General features: G+C 70.9%; 19 protein-coding genes. 6 read left to right on the top strand and 13 right to left on the bottom strand.

Annotated features, from left to right (window positions below; all coding sequences use genetic code 11):
• Positions 1–7 precede the first annotated feature (7 nt).
• Both G472_RS0118935 and G472_RS0118930 read right to left on the bottom strand, forming a co-directional pair.
• Positions 8–1,192, bottom strand: coding sequence for an acyl-CoA dehydrogenase family protein (locus G472_RS0118935; protein WP_084536768.1), 1,185 nt, complete (start codon positions 1,190–1,192; stop codon positions 8–10).
• A gap of 133 nt (positions 1,193–1,325) precedes the next feature.
• The gene (locus G472_RS0118930; protein ID WP_035693080.1) at positions 1,326–1,703 is read right to left on the bottom strand and encodes a response regulator; all 378 of its coding nucleotides are present in this window, start codon (positions 1,701–1,703) and stop codon (positions 1,326–1,328) included.
• A 272-nt stretch (positions 1,704–1,975) separates the two neighbouring features.
• Here G472_RS0118930 and G472_RS0118925 point away from each other — a divergent pair, with 272 nt between their 5' ends.
• Both G472_RS0118925 and G472_RS0118920 read left to right on the top strand, forming a co-directional pair.
• Positions 1,976–2,482 (top strand): methanogen output domain 1-containing protein, encoded by a 507-nt coding sequence (locus G472_RS0118925; protein WP_245593526.1) that lies wholly within the window; start codon positions 1,976–1,978, stop codon positions 2,480–2,482.
• A complete protein-coding gene (locus tag G472_RS0118920) occupies positions 2,475–3,479 on the top strand; it encodes a histidine kinase dimerization/phosphoacceptor domain -containing protein (RefSeq protein ID WP_169732835.1) in 1,005 nt (334 codons plus the stop codon). The genes G472_RS0118925 and G472_RS0118920 overlap by 8 nt, the downstream gene beginning before the upstream one ends.
• Before the next feature lie 8 nt (positions 3,480–3,487).
• Here the strand turns inward: G472_RS0118920 and G472_RS34245 are convergent, their stop codons facing one another.
• Positions 3,488–4,066, bottom strand: a complete 579-nt coding sequence (locus tag G472_RS34245; RefSeq protein WP_084536766.1) for a GAF domain-containing protein — start codon at positions 4,064–4,066, stop codon at positions 3,488–3,490.
• A 373-nt stretch (positions 4,067–4,439) separates the two neighbouring features.
• On the opposite strand from G472_RS34245, the gene G472_RS0118910 reads away from it, so the two are divergent.
• Both G472_RS0118910 and rraA read left to right on the top strand, forming a co-directional pair.
• On the top strand, positions 4,440–5,072 hold the full coding sequence (locus G472_RS0118910) for a LysE family translocator (RefSeq protein WP_029009625.1): 633 nt from the start codon (positions 4,440–4,442) through the stop codon (positions 5,070–5,072).
• Between the two features lie 85 nt (positions 5,073–5,157).
• Entirely contained in the window at positions 5,158–5,652 is a 495-nt protein-coding gene (gene rraA, locus G472_RS0118905; protein ID WP_029009624.1) for a ribonuclease E activity regulator RraA, read from the top strand.
• Positions 5,653–5,704: 52 nt separating this feature from the next.
• Here rraA and G472_RS0118900 read toward each other — a convergent pair whose 3' ends face one another.
• From G472_RS0118900 to G472_RS0118850, 10 genes are all read right to left on the bottom strand, one after another.
• Positions 5,705–7,336, bottom strand: coding sequence for an alpha-D-glucose phosphate-specific phosphoglucomutase (locus G472_RS0118900; protein WP_029009623.1), 1,632 nt, complete (start codon positions 7,334–7,336; stop codon positions 5,705–5,707).
• 154 nt (positions 7,337–7,490) lie between these two features.
• Entirely contained in the window at positions 7,491–8,588 is a 1,098-nt protein-coding gene (locus G472_RS0118890) for a LacI family DNA-binding transcriptional regulator (protein ID WP_029009622.1), read from the bottom strand.
• A gap of 17 nt (positions 8,589–8,605) precedes the next feature.
• Positions 8,606–9,640, bottom strand: a complete 1,035-nt coding sequence (locus G472_RS0118885) for a M14 family metallopeptidase (RefSeq protein WP_029009621.1) — start codon at positions 9,638–9,640, stop codon at positions 8,606–8,608.
• Positions 9,641–9,706: 66 nt separating this feature from the next.
• Positions 9,707–10,051, bottom strand: coding sequence for a RidA family protein (locus G472_RS0118880; protein ID WP_029009620.1), 345 nt, complete (start codon positions 10,049–10,051; stop codon positions 9,707–9,709).
• A gap of 36 nt (positions 10,052–10,087) precedes the next feature.
• Positions 10,088–10,888: a transporter substrate-binding domain-containing protein gene (locus G472_RS0118875; protein ID WP_029009619.1), complete on the bottom strand. Its 801-nt coding sequence runs from the start codon at positions 10,886–10,888 to the stop codon at positions 10,088–10,090.
• A gap of 92 nt (positions 10,889–10,980) precedes the next feature.
• Positions 10,981–11,709, bottom strand: a complete 729-nt coding sequence (locus tag G472_RS0118870) for an amino acid ABC transporter ATP-binding protein (RefSeq protein WP_029009618.1) — start codon at positions 11,707–11,709, stop codon at positions 10,981–10,983.
• On the bottom strand, positions 11,696–12,346 hold the full coding sequence (locus G472_RS0118865) for an amino acid ABC transporter permease (RefSeq protein WP_029009617.1): 651 nt from the start codon (positions 12,344–12,346) through the stop codon (positions 11,696–11,698). The genes G472_RS0118870 and G472_RS0118865 overlap by 14 nt, the downstream gene beginning before the upstream one ends.
• A gap of 15 nt (positions 12,347–12,361) precedes the next feature.
• On the bottom strand, positions 12,362–13,030 hold the full coding sequence (locus tag G472_RS0118860; protein ID WP_156927176.1) for an amino acid ABC transporter permease: 669 nt from the start codon (positions 13,028–13,030) through the stop codon (positions 12,362–12,364).
• A gap of 19 nt (positions 13,031–13,049) precedes the next feature.
• The gene (locus G472_RS0118855; RefSeq protein ID WP_029009615.1) at positions 13,050–14,351 is read right to left on the bottom strand and encodes an alanine racemase; all 1,302 of its coding nucleotides are present in this window, start codon (positions 14,349–14,351) and stop codon (positions 13,050–13,052) included.
• Positions 14,352–14,765: 414 nt separating this feature from the next.
• Positions 14,766–15,206, bottom strand: a complete 441-nt coding sequence (locus G472_RS0118850; protein ID WP_029009614.1) for a GNAT family N-acetyltransferase — start codon at positions 15,204–15,206, stop codon at positions 14,766–14,768.
• 299 nt (positions 15,207–15,505) lie between these two features.
• Here G472_RS0118850 and G472_RS0118845 point away from each other — a divergent pair, with 299 nt between their 5' ends.
• The gene (locus G472_RS0118845; protein ID WP_029009613.1) at positions 15,506–16,540 is read left to right on the top strand and encodes a 2-dehydropantoate 2-reductase; all 1,035 of its coding nucleotides are present in this window, start codon (positions 15,506–15,508) and stop codon (positions 16,538–16,540) included.
• A 139-nt stretch (positions 16,541–16,679) separates the two neighbouring features.
• Positions 16,680–17,110 (top strand): hypothetical protein (locus G472_RS0118840; protein WP_029009612.1); only part of this gene is annotated, 431 nt, incomplete at its 3' end.

The following is a 17,110-nucleotide window of genomic DNA, read 5'->3' as shown; positions in this document are numbered from 1 at the left end:
CCCCGGCTCAGAACGGCGACCGGCCGAGCAGGCTGCGCCCCAGCCAGGTCTTCAGCACATGGGTGGTGGGGGCCATCACGTCGGCGGCCCGGGCGTCGCGCAGCAGCCGCGCCAGATGCGCGTTGGCCTGATAGGCGCGGCCGCCGCCCAGCGTCATCGCCGTGTTGGTCACCCGCACCGCGGTTTCGGCCACCTCCACCTTGCCGGCGAAGATGGCGTGGCGGGCGTGCTCCGACCCCTCGTCGCCCAGGCGGGCGGCATGGCGGAGCAACTGGCGAGACCGGTTGACGGCGATCCAGGCATCGGCAACCTCGTGGGCCAGCACCGGCAGGTCGGCCAGCGCCTGCCCGGAATGAGCGTGCTCCCGCTCGCGCAGGTGGCGCACGGCCAGATCGAGGGCGGCGCGCGCCACGCCCAGGTAGGTTCCGCCCATCGCCACCAGGAAATACGGGGCGATGACGTCGAACACGTACCACAGTTCGTCGCCCTGCCGGCCCAGCAGGTTGTCCGCCGGAACGCGGACGCCGGCGATTCTTACCGCGCGCGAGCCGTTGCCCCGCATGCCCAGCCCGTCCCAGGCCCCCTGCCACTCCAGCCCGGGAGTGGCTCCGTCGACCACGAAGCAGGAGAAGGTGCCGGGGTCCATCTCTGCGCCGTCCGGCATGGCCGACAGGACGTAGGAATCGGCATGCCCGCCGCTGGTGACGAAACTCTTCACCCCGTCCAGGCGAAAGCCGCCGGGGACCGGCGCATACACCGTCTGCGGCAGGTAGAAATGCACGCCCGTCCCCGGTTCGCTCAGCGCCAGGGTGGTGACGTGGCGCCCCGCCGCGATAGGCCGCAGGTAGCGCTCCTCCTGGTCCGGCGTGGCCTTAACGGCAAGAACCTTGGTGGCGACGCAGTGCATGCCGTAGCACATCGCCGAGGAGGAGCAGGCGGCCCCCAACTCCTCGGTCACCACCGCCAGGGCGAGCAGCCCTTCGCCCAGCCCGCCCAGGCGGGACGGCACGTGCAGGCCGGGAAGCGGCGTCGTCGCCAGCGCTTCGAACGCGTGGCGCGGCCACCGCGCCTCGCGGTCCACCTCCTGCGCGCGGGGGGCCAGGGCCGTGTGCGCGACCCCGGCGGCCACGTCGCTCAACCGCCCGTGCGCCTCCGACAAGCCGGCGCGCGCCGGGGAGTGGGTGTCATCCATGAAATCCGCCGCTCATCCCGTGACCGTACCCTGCGACCATCCGACCGGCCGGATCAGGACACCTGCGGCCGTGGCGGGCAAGTCGGGAGATGGAGATACCCGCAAGGGCATACGCCCCCGGCAACGGGCCGTATCAGCGCGGCCGCCCGGCCGCCCGGGCCAGGGCGGCCGCGAGCTGGCTGCGCGAATAGGGCTTGGCAAGGACCTCCCAGGGATCGGCGGTGCGGATGCGCTCCAGCGTCACGGGATCACTGTGGGCGGTCAGGAACACCGCGCGCACCCCCAGGCGGCGGCGGATCTCGTTCGCGGCGTCGACGCCGTCGGTTCCGTCGGCCAGGCGCACATCCATGATCACCAGGTCGGGCCCGGTCGCATCGGCCAGGCGCACCGCTTCCGGGGCGGAGGACGCGATTCCGCAGGGCTCGTAGCCCAGATCCTCCAGCACCAGCTCAAGATCCATCGCCGCGACCGCTTCGTCCTCCACCACGAGGACGCGCAGGGCACGCGTCACCGCCGAACCGCCTTCGGCACCGCAGCGCGCGGGCTGGAACACAATGACGGGAATACCTTTCATTGCAGCTAGCATCGACTATGCCCGGCGACCTCATCCGAACGTGGGTATCGCCAGAACCGCCGCCATGCGGTATGCCAGCCCCGGCTTGTCAGCAAGCTATCATCGGCGCCGAAAGCCGGCAATCCGGCCCTGCGTCGTACGCCCGTTGCCATCCGGAGCGGATCGCCATGGCCCCGCAGTCCCGACCCTCCCCTGTCCCGGAGCTTCCCATGGAGCTGGATCGTGATCTGTTCCTGCGCTCGCTGGTGCGCGAACTCGCGGGAACGCTGGAGGACGTGGTCGGTCTGCGTGAGGCGTCGGGCTATGTCAGCGTCGTCGGCGGCCGCATCGGCCGGTGGATCGACGGGGAATACCGCGCCGCCCTGGCCGTGGACCGGCTGTCCCGCAGCCAGGTCGCCGATGTGCTGGTCGACCTGAAGCGCCGCATCCGGGGCGATTTCTACGTGATCGAGGAAAGCGACGACCGCATCGTGCTGGGCAACCGCGCCTGCCCCTTCGGCGACAAGGTGCGCGACCGGCCGAGCATGTGCATGATGACGTCCAACGTTTTCGGGCAGATCACCGCCCGCAACCTGGGCTATGGCAAGGTGGAGCTGCGGGAGACCATCGCCCGCGGCCATCCCGGCTGCCTCGTCGTGGTCCACCTGCGGGCGACGCCGGAGTCCGAGGCGGCCGAGGGGCGGGAGTATCATGCGCCGGGGGGTGCGGATGGCTGAGAGCGCCTTCGTCATTCCCGTCGACCGGCTGGCGGAACCGGTTCTGCTGGTCACCATGGACGGCGTGGTGACGGACGCCAACCGGGCGGCGCTGGAGGACTCCGGCCTGGCCGGGGCGCCGGCGGCACGGCTGGAGGATCTGTGCGCCGGGGACGGCGATCGGCTCGCCGCGTTCCTGGACCTGTGCGCCACCTCGCGCGAGCCGTTGCCCGGCGCGCTGACGCTGCGCGACGGCCGCGCCTTCCGCGCCGACGGCTGCGTGCTGCAACCCGCCGCCCCCGGCCGGCCGGCGCTCATCTGCCTGCGACTGTACCCGCGGGCGGAAGCCGTCGGCCGGTTCGCAGCGCTGAACGAGAAGATCGAGGAGCTGTCGCAGGAGGTGCGCGTGCGGCTCGCCGCCGAGGCGCAACTGACGAAGGCGCTGGCCGAGAAGTCCGTCCTGATCCAGGAGCTTCACCACCGCATCCGCAACACGCTCCAGGTGCTGGCCAGCCTGGCGTCGCTGGATTCGCGCCGCGCCGAGGGGGCCGCGCGCGATCTGCTGGCGCTGCACGCCGGCCGGGCCAACGCGATCGGCCTGATCTACCGGCATCTCTACGCCCCGAACCTGCTGCACGTGCCCATCGCCGGGTTCCTCGGCGAGCTGTGCGCCGATCTGGACGGACGGGGGGACGGCCCGGTCATCACGGTGGACGAGGACCCGGATCTCAACGGCGCCGTCCTGCCGCTGGACATCGCGGTGTCCTTCGCCCTGCTGCTGCACGACCTTATCATCGGCCGCCTCGGCTCCTGTCCCGGCGGCACCCCGCCCCTGCGCGTGCAGCTTACCCGGTCGTCCCCCGGCCGGCTGGCGTTCCGCGCCGTCGGTGGTTCCGCCGCCGGCGCCGGACCGCCGGACCGGCGGCTGATCGACCGCCTGGCCCGGCAGTTGGGCGCAGACCTGCACCACGAGCCCGACGGCGTGCGCCTGGACCTGCCCTGCCCGGACGGAGCGTAACCGCCGGTTCAGCCCGTCATCCTTGCCCGGCGCTCCAGCAGCCGCTCCACGGACAGCGCGGCGAGCTGGCGCAGCGTGTAGCGGTCCGTCGTGGAAAAGCACCGCGGCTTGCGGTCCACCAGGCAGAAGGTGCCGATGGCGTAGCCTTCGGGCATGATGATCGGCGCCCCGGCGTAGAAGCGCACGTGCGGTTCGCCCAGAACCAGGGGGTTGTTGCAGAAGCGCGGATCGGCGAACGCGTCCTCCACCACCGTCGGTCGGCTGGAGAGAATGGTGTAGTTGCAGAACGCCACGTCCCGCGGCGTTTCCGGGACATCCAGGTTGCAGGCGGATTTGAACCACTGCCGTTCCGCATCGACCAGCGACACCAGCGCGATGGGCACGCCGAAATGCTCGACCGCCCAGCGGGTCAGCCCGTCGAACTCCTCCTCCCGCACGGTGTCGAGCACGCGCAGCCCGTGCAGCGCGGCCAGACGCGCGGGCTCGTCCGGGATCGGAGCGGGTCCGCAATCGTCGTCGAGGTCCGGCAAGCGCGCGATGTCCGGGTGGATGACCGCCGGAGGTGGTTCGGAATACTCGATCGCCATGCTGGACCTGTTCTCCCATCGGATGTGCAGACGCCGGGGCGGGCGATATATGCCTTTCGGCTAGCAGCATGCAACAGCAATGGTGCAGACTCCAGACAAAATTCTGCCGTCGCTGCAATTTTTACGATGATACCGTGGCAGTGGATGCCGTCCTTGACTGCCAAGCCGCAAAAAATCTTCGGCAACACCGATGGTGTGGCGAATCATGTCGCCATTGCGCAACAAAGTGAATACAGAAAAACATAGAAAATTTCTTGGCCCGGACGGAGCGCCACACGGCAATTCCGCCGAAGCGGCCCTGCCCTGCGCAACCGGCGCTGGGAATCGCCGCGGTGATCGTGTCCTCTCGGGCCATTGTGCGGGAGGCGCATCGGTGAGCTGGCAGACCCTGTCCGTGTTTCTGGCAACCTGTTTCGTGCTGTCCATGACACCGGGGCCGAACATGCTGCTGGCCCTGGGTCTGGGTCTGCGGTTCGGCGCGCGCCGCGCCGCCTGGGGCGGTGCCGGGATGTGCCTGGCGCTGGCCGCCATGGCGGCCCTGTCGGCGCTCGGCCTGGGGGCGCTGCTCGCCGCCTCGGAACCGGCGTTCCAGACGGTGAAGTGGGCCGGCGTGGCCTATCTCGCCTGGCTCGGCATCCAGAGCTGGCGCGCCCCGGTGGCGGAGCCCGGCGTCCCCGGCGATGCCCCGGCGGGGGAGCGGGCGTCGCCGGGACGGCTGATGCTGCAGGGCGCGCTGGTGGCCGCCGCCAACCCCAAGGCGCTGGTCTTCATGGCGGCGCTGTTCCCGCAGTTCATCGACCCCGCGGCGGCGCTGGCGCCCCAGCTCGCCACCCTGGTGGGCGCCATGGTGGTGATCGAGTTCGGCTGGATCATGGCCTATGCGACCGGCGGCACCACGCTGGCCGCCCGCCTGACCACCCCGCACGCGGCGCGCACCCTGAATCGCCTGACCGGCGGGCTGATGATCGGCGCCGGTGCCCTGCTGGCCCTTGCCCGCCGGGTGTAGCCGGGACGAAACGCCCCTGCCAACGGCGGCGCTTCCGGTTTATGAAGGGGGCTCCAGGCCCACGGAACCGGGAGCGACCCATCCGATGTTCGACAGCACCTGCGACCTCTACGACCGCGTCGGCGAGAAGGCCCGCGTCGCCGAGCCGATCTTCCGCGACTTCGGCGCCCGCAGCCGCTTCACCGGCGAGGCGGTCACCGTGAAATGCTTCGAGGACAATTCGCGCGTGAAGGAGATCCTGGCCACCCCCGGCCACGGCAAGGTGCTGGTGGTCGACGGCGGCGGCAGCCTGCGCTACGCCCTGATGGGCGACCTGATCGCGCAGGACGCCGTGGCCAAGGGCTGGGAGGGGGTGATCATCGACGGCTGCGTGCGCGACAGCGCCGTGCTGGCCAGGCTCGACCTCGGCATCAAGGCGCTGGCCGCCGTTCCCCGCAAGACCGACCGGCGCGGCGAGGGCCAGACCGGCCTGCCCGTCCACGTCGCCGGCATCCGCATCGCGCCCGGCGACCGGGTGTTCGCCGACGCCGACGGCATCCTGGTGCTGGACCCCCACACCGCGCAGGAGATCGCCGGATAAGGCCGGAAGGCGGGAAGGCGGGTCCGCCCCGTAGACGGACCCGCCGGTCAACTCACGTCCGCACGTCGGGCTCGGTCCGGCCGGTGTGGCGGACGATGCCCGCCAGCTCCACCGCGGTGGCGGCGAGGTCGCCCAGCGCCTCCTCCACGCTCAGCCCGTGGCGGGCGGGGTCGGGCTCGTACCGCTCCAGATAGACGCGCAGCGTCGCCCCCGACGTGCCGGTGCCCGACAGGCGGTAGACGATGCGCGCCCCGTCCTCGAAGGCGATGCGCAGGCCCTGTCGCTCCGACCGGCTGCCGTCCACCGGGTCGGTGTAGGCGAACTCGTCGGCGGCGGCGATGCGCCGGCCGCCGGCGGCCTGTCCGGCCAGGGCCGGCAGGCGGCCGCGCAGATCGTCGATGAGGGCGTCGGCCGCCGCCTGCTCGATCCCCTCGTAGTCGTGGCGGCCGTAATAGGTGCGCCCGTAGGTCCGCCAGTGCTCGGCCATGATGTCCGCCACCGACAGGCGGCGGGCCGCCAGCACGTTCAGCCACATCAGCACCGCCCACAGCCCGTCCTTCTCGCGCACGTGGTCGGCGCCGGTGCCGAAGCTCTCCTCCCCGCACAGGCGGATGCGGCCGGCATCCAGCAGGTTGCCGAAGAACTTCCAGCCCGTCGGTGTCTCGTAGCAGGCCAGCCCCAGCGCCTGCGCCACCCGGTCCACCGCCCGGCTGGTGGGCATGGAGCGCGCAACCCCCGTCAGCCCGCCGGCGAAAGCCGGGACGTGGGCGGCGTTGGCCGCCAGCACCGCCAGGCTGTCGCTGGGCGACACGAAGACGCCGCGCCCCATGACCATGTTGCGGTCACCGTCGCCATCGGACGCAGCGCCGAAGTCGGGGGCGTCCGGCCCCTCCATGCGGGCGACCAGATCGTGGGCGTGGGCCAGGTTGGGGTCGGGGTGATGGCCGCCGAAATCCTCCAGCGGCACGCCGTTGATGACGGTACCGGCCGGCGCACCCAGCCGGTGCTCCAGGATCTCCACCGCGTAGGGGCCGGTGACCGCGTGCATGGCGTCGAACACCATGCGGAAGCCCGACGCGAACAGGGCGCGGATGGCCGCCGTGTCGAACAGGCCCTCCACCATCTCGGCATAATCGGCGACGGGGTCCACCACCTCCACCGCCATGCCGGCCAGGTCGGTGGTGCCGACGCGGCCGAGGTCGACGTCGGGCGCCTCGACGATGCGGTAGGCGTCGATGGCGCGCGAGCGTCGGAAGAACGCCTCGGTCAGCGCCTCGGGCGCCGGGCCGCCGTTGCCGGCGTTGTACTTGATGCCGAAATCGCCGTCGGGGCCGCCGGGGTTGTGGCTGGCCGACAGGATCAGGCCGCCCAGCGTGCGGCGCTTGCGGATGAGGCACGAGGCGGCGGGGGTGGACAGGATGCCGTCCCGCCCCACCACCACGCGGGCCACACCGTTGGCCGCCGCCATCTTCAGGATGGTCCGGATGGCGGTGCGGTTGTGGTAACGGCCGTCACCGCCGACCACCAGGGTCGCCCCCGCCACCCCGTCCAGGCAGTCGAAGATCGACTGCACGAAATTCTCCAGATAGTGCGGCGTCTCGAACACCCGGACCGCCTTGCGCAGTCCCGACGTGCCGGGGCGCTGGTCGGTGAACGGGGTCGTGGGCTGGGTAACGGCAGTCACGGAACCTCCTCCCTCATCTGGCGCGGGCCCGGCCGGTGGAACCGCCGGTGCCCGTCCTGTATGAGCCGCCCCGGGCCGCGGATCAACAGGCGCATCGGGGCTGCGGCACCGGGGGAGGACGGCGGCAAGCCGCACGGCGCGGAATGCGCCGGGTTCAGGTGCTGCCGCGGCGGACCAGCGTCAGATCCACGATATCGGTGGGAGCCTCCGGCGTCTCGCCGCGCAGCCGTTGCAGGATCAGCGCCCCGGCCCGGCGGCCGATGTCGCGGCTGTCCACCCCGACGGTGGTGAGGCCGGGCGACAGTTCTTCCGCCACGTCGCTGTGGCCGAAGCCGAGGATGGCGAGGTCGCCGGGCAGGCGCCGCCCCAGCCGCCGCGCCTCCAGGAGCGCGCCGGCCGCCAGAATGTCGTTGGCGCAGAAGACCGCCTCCACGGGGCCCGCCCCGTCCAGCAGGGCGGCGAGCGCGGCGCGGCCGTCGGCCATGCTGCCGACGCTGTCCACCGTGCGCTCCGCCACGATCTCCAGACCGGCGGCCCGCGCGCCCTCGCGGAAGCCGCTCAGGCGCAGGGCGCCGCGGCCGCTGCGGCGACCGATGTAGGCGACCCGGCGATAGCCGCACTCCGCGAAGTGCTCCGCCGCCAGGCGCCCGCCGTCGATATTGGAGAATCCGACGAGCATGTCGATGGGATCGCGGGGATAGGCCCAGCTTTCCAGAATCGGGATGCCCAGCGCGCGCAGCGCGCGCCGGTTCTCCTCGATCTCGATGACGCCGGTGAACATGACGGCGGCCGGGCGCATCTCGCGCAGCGACCGGATCATCGTCGTCTCCTTGGCGTAGGAGTAGGAGGTCTGCCCGATCATGAGCTGGTAGCCGTGCGGTTCCAGAATCTCACCGCATCCCTGGACCGCCAGGCAGAACTGCTGGCTCTGGATGTTGGAGACGAAGGCCGCGACGATGTTCGACCGGCCGGAGCGCAGGGCGCGGGCGTGCGGGTTGGTGGCGTAGCCGGTGCGCTCCACGATCTCCAGGATGCGGCGGCGCTTGTCCTCCGCCACCTTCTCCGGGTGGCGCAGGGCGCGCGACACGGTGATGGGCGACACGCCGGCCAGCCAGGCGATCTCCACGATGCGCATGGGCTGCTGCGTGCCGTCCGCGCCCGCCCCGCCGGGATCGGCCGCCCGCACACGGACGACGTCGTCGATGGTCGGCGGCCGCCTCGCCGCGCCGGTGCCGTCCTTGCGCGCTGCCATGTCCTGCGTCTCCTTCTTCACGCCGCCCGCGCCAGGATATCCGCCTCCTCGACCGGCCGCGCCACCTGGATCAGGCAGTCGCCGGCCTCGCTGTCGGTGTGCAGCCGCCGCGAGATGACGATCCCGGATTCCCGGAAGCGCAGCGCCTCCTCCGGAACGTCCAGCCGCGTCAGATCGTGCAGCCAGCCGGCGAGATCGCCGGCGGCGACCCGCGCCCCGACGTCCACCACCGGCTCGAACCAACCCCGCCGCAGCGCGTAAATCCCCTGACGGTGGCTGTCAAGCTGCAGGAGCTGCATCGGCGCGGGTGCGGCGGCCGGTGCTTCGAGGATGGGTTCCTGCGTGACGCCCACGGCCATCAGCAGGTTGTCGATCGCCCGGGCGGTCAGCCGCATGGTGTCCGGGGTGACGGTGCCGCCGCCGCCGAACTCGCCGCTGAGGCCGATGGCCCCGGCCCGCGCCGCCGCCGCCATGGAGGTCGGGGCCAGGGCGCCGTTCTCCGCGACGAAGCCATAGGGCATGCCGAGCGCACGCATCAGCTCCAGCGCGCGGGCCAGCCGGTCGGGCGGCCCCTGCCGCTCGATCAGGGCGCAGGGCAGATGGGCCATGGAGGTGCCGCCGGAATGGATGTCGAACACCACGTCATGGCGCGCGAACAGCTCGTGCTCCAGGAAATGCGCCAGCCGGGCCGTGGGGGTGCCGCCCGCATCGCCGGGAAAGGCCCGGTTCAGGTTGCCGTCGTCCAGCGGCGAGCGCCGCCGCGCCGCCATCACCGCCGGGGCGTTGGCGACGGGCAGGATGGTCAGCTCGCCGCGGATGCGGGCCGGGTCCAGGCGGCGGAACAGCCGGCCCAGCAGAAGCTCGCCCTCGTACTCGTCACCGTGGTTGCCGGCCATCAGCAGCACCCGCGGGCCGTCGCCGTTGCGAATGCGGCAGACGGGGACCTTCACCTGGTAATAGGGCGAGCGGTCGATCGAAAAGGGAATGGCGAGGAAGTCCAGCGACTTGCCGTCCTTCGTGAAATCGAGCGCGTGATAGAGGCCAGTGTGCATTCCGTTTCGCCTTGTAGCGGAGGCGGTGCCGGTTGCACCGCCTCCGGTCCGCCGGACGGGTCCGGTTCAGAGAGCCGCCAGCGCCGTCATCTCGACGCGCAGGTCCGGATCGGCGAGCCTGGCTTCGACGCAGGCGCGGGCCGGCGGGTTGGCCGGGTCGATCCAGGCGTCGTAGACCTCGTTCATCGCGTCGAAGTCGGTGATGTGCGGCAGGAAGACGTTGACGGCGACCAGCCTGGACCGGTCGGTCCCGGCCTCCTCCAGCAGGGCCGCGATCTTCGCCAGCACGTCCCGCGTCTGCTCCCGGATGGAACCGGTGCGGTTGTCGGCGACCTGCCCGGCGATGTGGACCATGCCGTGGCAGACGACGGCCTGGCTCATGCGCGAACCGACCTGGAAACGGGTAATCATGGAGAGTCCTTGTTCAATGCCGTACGATCACACGGATCACATCCGGGGAAGGGTCTGCTTTTCCTTGAACCACGTCATCTGAAGGGTGCCGAGCTTGCCGTTCAGACCGTTGTAGAACAGGAAGGTGTTGATCCAGTTGAGCAGGTTCTGCTCGTTGTGGCGGACGACGACGTGGGCCGGCGACTGGCGGATGAGGAACTTCAGGTCCACCGCCTTGCCGGGATTGTCCTCCGCCACCTTCAGGGCGATGGCGCTGTTCTCGGCGAAGGTCTCGACCTGGCCGGCGAGGTAGGCGGCGATGGCGCCGGGCGTGTCCTCGAAGCGGACCAGCCTGGCCTCGGGGGCGTTGTCGGTCAGCCAGATGTCGAGGGTGGAGCCCTTGGCGACGCCGATGGTGCGGCCCTTCAGCCCGGCGGTGTCGGCGGCCGCGGCCATCGCCTGCCCGCCGTACACGCCGAGATTCACCGCGGCGTAGGGCTGCGAGAAGGCGACCTGCTGGGCGCGTTCCGGCGTGGCGCCGGCGGCGGCGATCAGCACGTCCACCTTGTTGGCGAGCAGGCTGGGGATGCGGTTGGCGCCGGTGACCTGCACCAGCTCCAGCTTCACGCCCATGTCGGCGGCCATCAGCTTCGCCAGATCGATGTCGAGGCCGGCGGCCTCACCCCCGGCGTCCCGGAAGCCCCAGGGGGCGGCGTCCATCAGCACGCCGATGCGCAGCTTGCCGGCGGCCAGCGCGCTCTGCAGCGCGTCGGCGCGGGCGGTGGACGAGAGCGCGGCCGGCAGGACGACGGCGGCGCAAACCGCGACGGCCGCGGCGAAGGTCCGGAAGAGTCTCACGACGTGCTCCTCTGTTCTGGTCGTTCGTTGGCATGGACGCCCGGCCCTTCGGTGCGGCCGGTGCGGGGTGACGGACGGGCTTCACGACCCGGTCAGCGGACCGAGGCGATGAAGCTCCGCAGCTCGGGCGTGCGCGGGTTGGCGAAGAGCTCGGCCGGCGGCCCCTCTTCCCGGACGCGGCCCCGGTGCATGAAGACGATCTTGGAGGCGACCGTGCGGGCAAAGCCCATCTCGTGGGTGACGAGGACCATGGTCATGCCCTGGCGCGCCATGTCCTCCATGACCTTCAGCACCTCCCCGACCAGTTCGGGATCGAGGGCGGAGGTCACCTCGTCGAACAGCATCAGGTGCGGCCCCATGGCAAGGCAGCGGGCGATGGCCACGCGCTGCTGCTGGCCCCCGGAAAGCTGGGCGGGGTAGGCGTCGATCTTGTCGGCCAGCCCGACCCGTTCCAGCACGTCGAGCGCCAGCGCCCTGCCCTGCCCCCTGGTGATCCGCTTGTTCAGCACCGGCGCCAGGGTGATGTTGCGCTCCACCGTCAGGTGCGGGAACAGGTTGAATGCCTGGAAGACGATGCCGACGCGCTGGCGGAATTCCCGCAGCTTCGGCATGTCCGTGCGCACCGACCGGCCTTCCACCAGGATCTCGCCGCCGTCGATGCGCTCCAGCGCGTTGATGCAGCGCAGCAGGGTCGATTTGCCGGACCCCGACTTGCCGATGATGGTGACGATCTCGCCCTCGTTGACCTCGAGCGAGACCCCGTCGAGGACCCGTGCCGAGCCATAACTCTTGGAAACGTTGCGGATATCAACGAGCGGCATTGAGACGGGCCTCCAGGGAACGCGCCCACAGGGTCAGGGGCAGGCAAAGGGCGAAGTAGATGGCGGCGACGATCGAGTAGACCAGCAGCGGCTGGAAGGTGGCGGCGCTGGCGATCTGTCCCGCGCGGGCCAGCTCCACGAAGCCGACGACGGAGGCGAGCGAGGTGCCCTTGATGAGCTGCACCAGGAAGCCAACCGTCGGCGGCAGCGCCATGCGGAACGCCTGCGGCGCCACCACGTAGAGGAACTGGTGCCAGGTGGACAGGCCGAGGCAGGCGGCGGCCTCCCACTGTTCGTGCTTCACCGCCTCGATGCCGCCGCGCCAGATGTCGCCGAGGAAGGAGGCGGTGTAGACGGTCATGGCGATGCCGACGGCGACCAGCGGCGCCATCTCCACCCCCAGGAACACGGGCATGCCGAAGTAGAAGAACATCAGCAGGCCGAGCAGCGGGACGCCCTGCACCACCTGCAGGATGGCGGCGGCGGTCCAGCGCAGGGCGCGGCGGCCGCTGGTGCGCATCAGCGCCAGCACGAGGGCGAGCGGGCCGCCGAAGCCGAGCGCGATGATGACGAGCGCCACGGTCCATTGCAGGGCGATGAACAGGGACAGAAGGTCGGCGAGGACGAAGGTGCGCATGGCCGGTGTCTCCTCTCAGCGCCCGACCGGCCAGCGGAAGGCCAGGCGCCCCACCGCGGCGAACAGCAGCTTGAAGGCCATTACGAGGGCGAAATAGATGCCGCAGATCACCGCATAGACCTCGAAGCTGCGGTAGGTGCGGGATTCGATGAAGCCGCCGGCGTGGAACAGCTCCTCGGCCGAGATCTGCGACGCCAGCGACGTGCCGAGCAGCAGCAGGACGAACTGGCCGGTGAAGGCGGGGTAGACGTTGCGCAGGGCGGGCGGCAGCACGACGTGCCGGAACACCTGCCAGCGGGTCAGGCCCAGGCATTGCCCCGCTTCCATCTGGCTGCCGGGGATGGAGTCCAGGCCGGCGCGGATGATCTCGATGCTGTAGGCGCCGAAATAGAGGCCGAGCGCGATGGCCGCCGCCTCGAAGGAGTTCAGCCGCAGCCCGAAGTTCGGCAGGACGAAGAAGACGATGAAGAGTTGGATCAGCGAGGGCGTGTTGCGGATCAGCTCGATGTAGCCGCGGATGGTCCAGCGCACGGGCCGCGGCCCGCTGCGCACGGCGGCGGCTCCGGCCAACCCGATGGCGGTGCCGATCAATGCAGCGGCCAGCGTCAGCAGCAGCGTGTGCAGCGTGCCGTCGATGAGGTGGTCCTGATAGCGCCAGATCTGCTGGAAGTTCAGGGATTGCATGGTCGTCGCGCCCTGCCGGTCAGCCGAAGACGGTGCGGTAGGCGCTGCGCACGCGCCCGTCGGCGTCCAGCCCGAACAGCACCCGCCAGCGGTCGAGGCAGGTGCAGGGGTGCGAGATGCCGAACTCCACCACGTCGCCGACGGCCAGGGGATGGCCGGGCGGCACGTCCAGGAAGGCGTGCTGGTCGTTGAGCCGGGCGACGCGCATGCCGCCGGCGTCCGGTGCCGCCGGCAGCGGCGCGCCGTCGCGATGGACGCGCAACGGCACCGGCAGCCCCTGGTCGAAGGAGGCGTCGCGCATGCCGAAGCCGCAGATGGCGAGGCCGGGTTCCGGCCGCGACAGCACGTCGGCCCACAGCCGCAGCGCCGGGCGGAAATCCGCCGCGCGGGCGTCGCCGCAGGTGAAGCCGCGCCGGCCGTCCAGCGCCGACAGCGCCCGTTCATAGACCCCGTGGTCGTGGAAGAGGATGGCGCCGCTGCGCAGCACCGTCACGGCGTTGCCGTCGGCCGCCGCAAGCGGCGCCAGCCGTTCGACCACCAGGTCGAAGAAGGAGGACCCGCCGGCGGTCAGCAGCAGCGGCCGCCGCGGCGCCAGGGACCGCAGCCGGGCGAAGGTCTCCGCCGTCAGGTCCAGCAGGGCGGCGATGCGCGCGGCGGTCGCGTCCGGGTCGGCGACCGCCGCCGCCCCCTCGTAGGTGGCGACGCCGCCCGGGACCAGCAGGTCCCCATGGCCGAGCACGGCGGCGATGACCGCCTCCGCCGCGGCGCCGTCGCGCGCCCCGGCGCGGCCGGTCCCGACCTCGACCAGGACGGACAGCGGGCCGGTGCCGGCGCGCCGGGCGGCCACCGCCAGGGCGTCCACCGCCGCCGGGGAATCCGCGAAGGCATGGAGTTCGGCGTCGGGGTGGGCGGCCAGCAGGGCGCCGAGGTGCTCACCGCCGGCGCGTCCGCCGATCTCGTTGGCGAGGATCAGGCGCGTGACCCCGGCGCGCAGCAGGACGGCGGCCTGCTGGATGTTGGCGACGGTGGCCCCCCAGGCGCCCGCGGCGACCAGCCCGGCGGCGATCTGCGGCGCCATCGGCGTCTTGGCGTGCGGCGCCAGCGCCACGCCGTGGCGGCGCGCGTAGGCGAGCATCAGGTCGCGGTTGGCGGCAAAGGCGCCCTCGTCGAGCGTCAGCACCGGCAGCGCCATGCTGCCGTTATCCGGACGCCAGCCCATGGCCGCGACGTCCCCCACACGCACCGGGCCGCTGCCCGGCGGCACCCCCCGGATGCAATCGTCCAAGGTGCTGTCGAGCAGGGCATCGAGAAAGGCGCTCATGGGAATCCTGGTCAGCCGGGGTGCGGGGGAACGGGCGTGATCGCCGCATGACAACGTTACCATAACGCCCCGTCGGCGGCATGACAACGTTGTCATCGGATGACACGCACGATTCCATCTGCGGACGATCCGCCCGCATGCTTTTTCAGCGCGGTGGCGAACTCAGGGAGGGGAGATGGAGCGGTTCGGGCGCTGCGGGGCCGTTGCGCCGGCGGCGCCGCACCGGTCCCGGCACCTCCGGGGGATCATCCCCGCAAGCAACCGAACGGTCGGCGGCGCCGCGCAAGCCTCATACGCGGTCAGGAAAATCCTGACCGCTGCGTTCAGATGCCACGCAGGCTTCGGCCCTATCGGGCCGCGGCCGCCGTCGCGGCCGATATCGGGTTCGGACGTCAGGACGTACCGAACCCGATATTACTTCAGCGTCAGCACGAGCTGGAACGACTTAATCACCATGCGCTTGCGGTGATAGAAGCGGTGGGCGTCGGTGCGCTGGGTGCCGGAGATCACCTCCATCTGGCCGCAGCCGCGCTCTTTGGCCTCGTTCACCAGCCAGTCGAACAGGGCGTCGCCCAGCCCGTGGGAGCGCAGGGCGGAGTTGGTGACCAGATCCTCCACATACATGTACGTGCCGCGCGACAGCGTCTCGTGCACCCGGAAGCCGGCGCAGCCGGCGACCTCGCCGTCGAAGCGCAGCAGCGCCAGGGTGTAGCCGTCGTCCATCTGGCGGCGGATCTGCTCGCGGAACGCCACGGCGTCGGTCATGTGGCTGCGAAGCTGCTGGATGACGGGGAACGCGGCGTCGATCTCCGCGTCGGTGCGCGCCGGCTCGATCACGATGGTGCCCTGGCCCATGCCGGGTCTCCTTCCCTTGATAATGTGTTTGGTGTGGGCGCCCCGGCCGCCCGTTCGTCCGCAGACAGGCCGCTGGCGCTGCGGATGATGGTATGCCACATACAATATACCCATCAAGCGGATTCTCGAACTTTCCTTTCGTTCGAAACCTCCGGATTGATACCAAAGTGCGCTGCACATGCATATTGACATCAGGTATCTGGTATACCAGAATGCGTTCGGATTGTGGCGCTAACAATCGGTCACGCAACGCAACTGCCGAGGCCGGGGGCGCCTTTGTGGGAGAGGGCCAGGCAACCATGAAAATCTGCATCTACGGTTCGGGAGCGATCGGAGGATACCTCGGCGTCCGCCTGCATCAGGCCGGGGCCGACGTCAGCCTCATCGCCCGCGGGTCCCATCTGGAGGCCATGCGCGCCAACGGCGTGAAACTGATCGTCGGCGACGAGGAGCAGGTCGTCCACCCCCGCTGCACCGACGACCCGGCGGAACTCGGTCCGCAGGATTACGTCATCGTCGGCCTCAAGGCCCACTCCGTCCCCGGTGTCGTCGACGCCATGCAGCCGCTGCTTGGGCCGGACACGGCGGTGGTGACGGCCGTCAACGGCATTCCCTATTGGTACTTCCACAAGCACGGCGGCCCCTTCGAAGGGCGCACGCTGGAGACGGTCGATCCCGGCGCCAGGCAGTGGAACGGCCTGGGGCCGGAGCGCGCCATCGGCTGCATCGTCTATCCCGCCACCGAGGTGGTGGCGCCCGGCGTCATCCAGCACGTCTACGGCGACAAGTTCCCGCTGGGCGAGCCGGACGGCTCCACCTCCGATCGCGTCAGGGCGTTGAGCGAGGTGATGGAGGCCGGCGGTCTCAAGGCGCCGATCCGCGACCGCGTGCGCGACGAGATCTGGCTGAAGCTGTGGGGCAACCTGTGCTTCAATCCCATCAGCGCCCTGACCCACGCCACGCTCGACGTCATCTGCGGTGATCCGGAGACGCGCGCGGTGGCCAAGGCGATGATGCTGGAAGCCAAGGAGATCGGTGACCGCCTGGGCGTGCATTTCCGCGTCGACGTGGAGCGGCGCATCAACGGCGCCGCCGCGGTCGGTGCCCACAAGACCTCCATGCTCCAGGACCTGGAGCGTGGCCGTCCCATGGAGATCGACGCCCTGCTGTCGGTCGTCCAGGAGATGGGCCGCATGGTCGGTGCGCCGACGCCCACCATCGACGTGGTCCTGGCGCTGGTCCGCCAGCGCGGCGAGATGGCCGGCCTCTATCACCGCCCCGCCCCCGCCACCCCGGCGGAGGAGCCCGCTCCGGCGGTCGCCGCCGCCCAGTAAACTCTCTGCAAGCGACGCCCCGGCATCGCCGTGACGGTGCATCCGCCCTCTCCCGTGCTGCGGGGGAGGGTCGGGGCGACGTGTGCCCCCGTGGCGGCGCGCGCCGGCGGTTACCGGAAGAACAAGGTTCAAACCACCCATGAAGATCGCCATACCGAAGGAGCGGCGGCCGCACGAGAAGCGCGTCGCGGCGTCGCCCGAGACGGTGAAGAAACTGAAGGCCCTGGGGTTCGACCTGGTCGTTGAGACCGGTGCGGGCGTGAGCGCTGCCGTCACCGACGCCGCCTACGAGGCGGCGGGCGCGGTGATCGCGCCGGACGCCGCGGCGGCCCTGAAGGACGCCGACGTGGTGCTGAAGGTGCAGCGCCCGCTGCTCGCCTCCGAGGGGGGGGCGGACGAACTGGGGCTGATCCGGCGCGGCGCCACGCTGATCGCCATCCTCAACCCCTACGCCGACCGCGACGCGGTGCGCGCCTACGCCGAGGCGGGCGTGACGGCGATGGCCATGGAGTTCATGCCGCGCATCACCCGCGCCCAGGTCATGGACGTGCTGTCGTCCCAGGCCAACCT

Source organism: Azospirillum halopraeferens DSM 3675 (assembly GCF_000429625.1).
Lineage (GTDB): Bacteria > Pseudomonadota > Alphaproteobacteria > Azospirillales > Azospirillaceae > Azospirillum > Azospirillum halopraeferens.
Note: the sequence above shows the minus strand (reverse complement) of the source record. Positions and strands in the feature narration are given on the sequence as shown.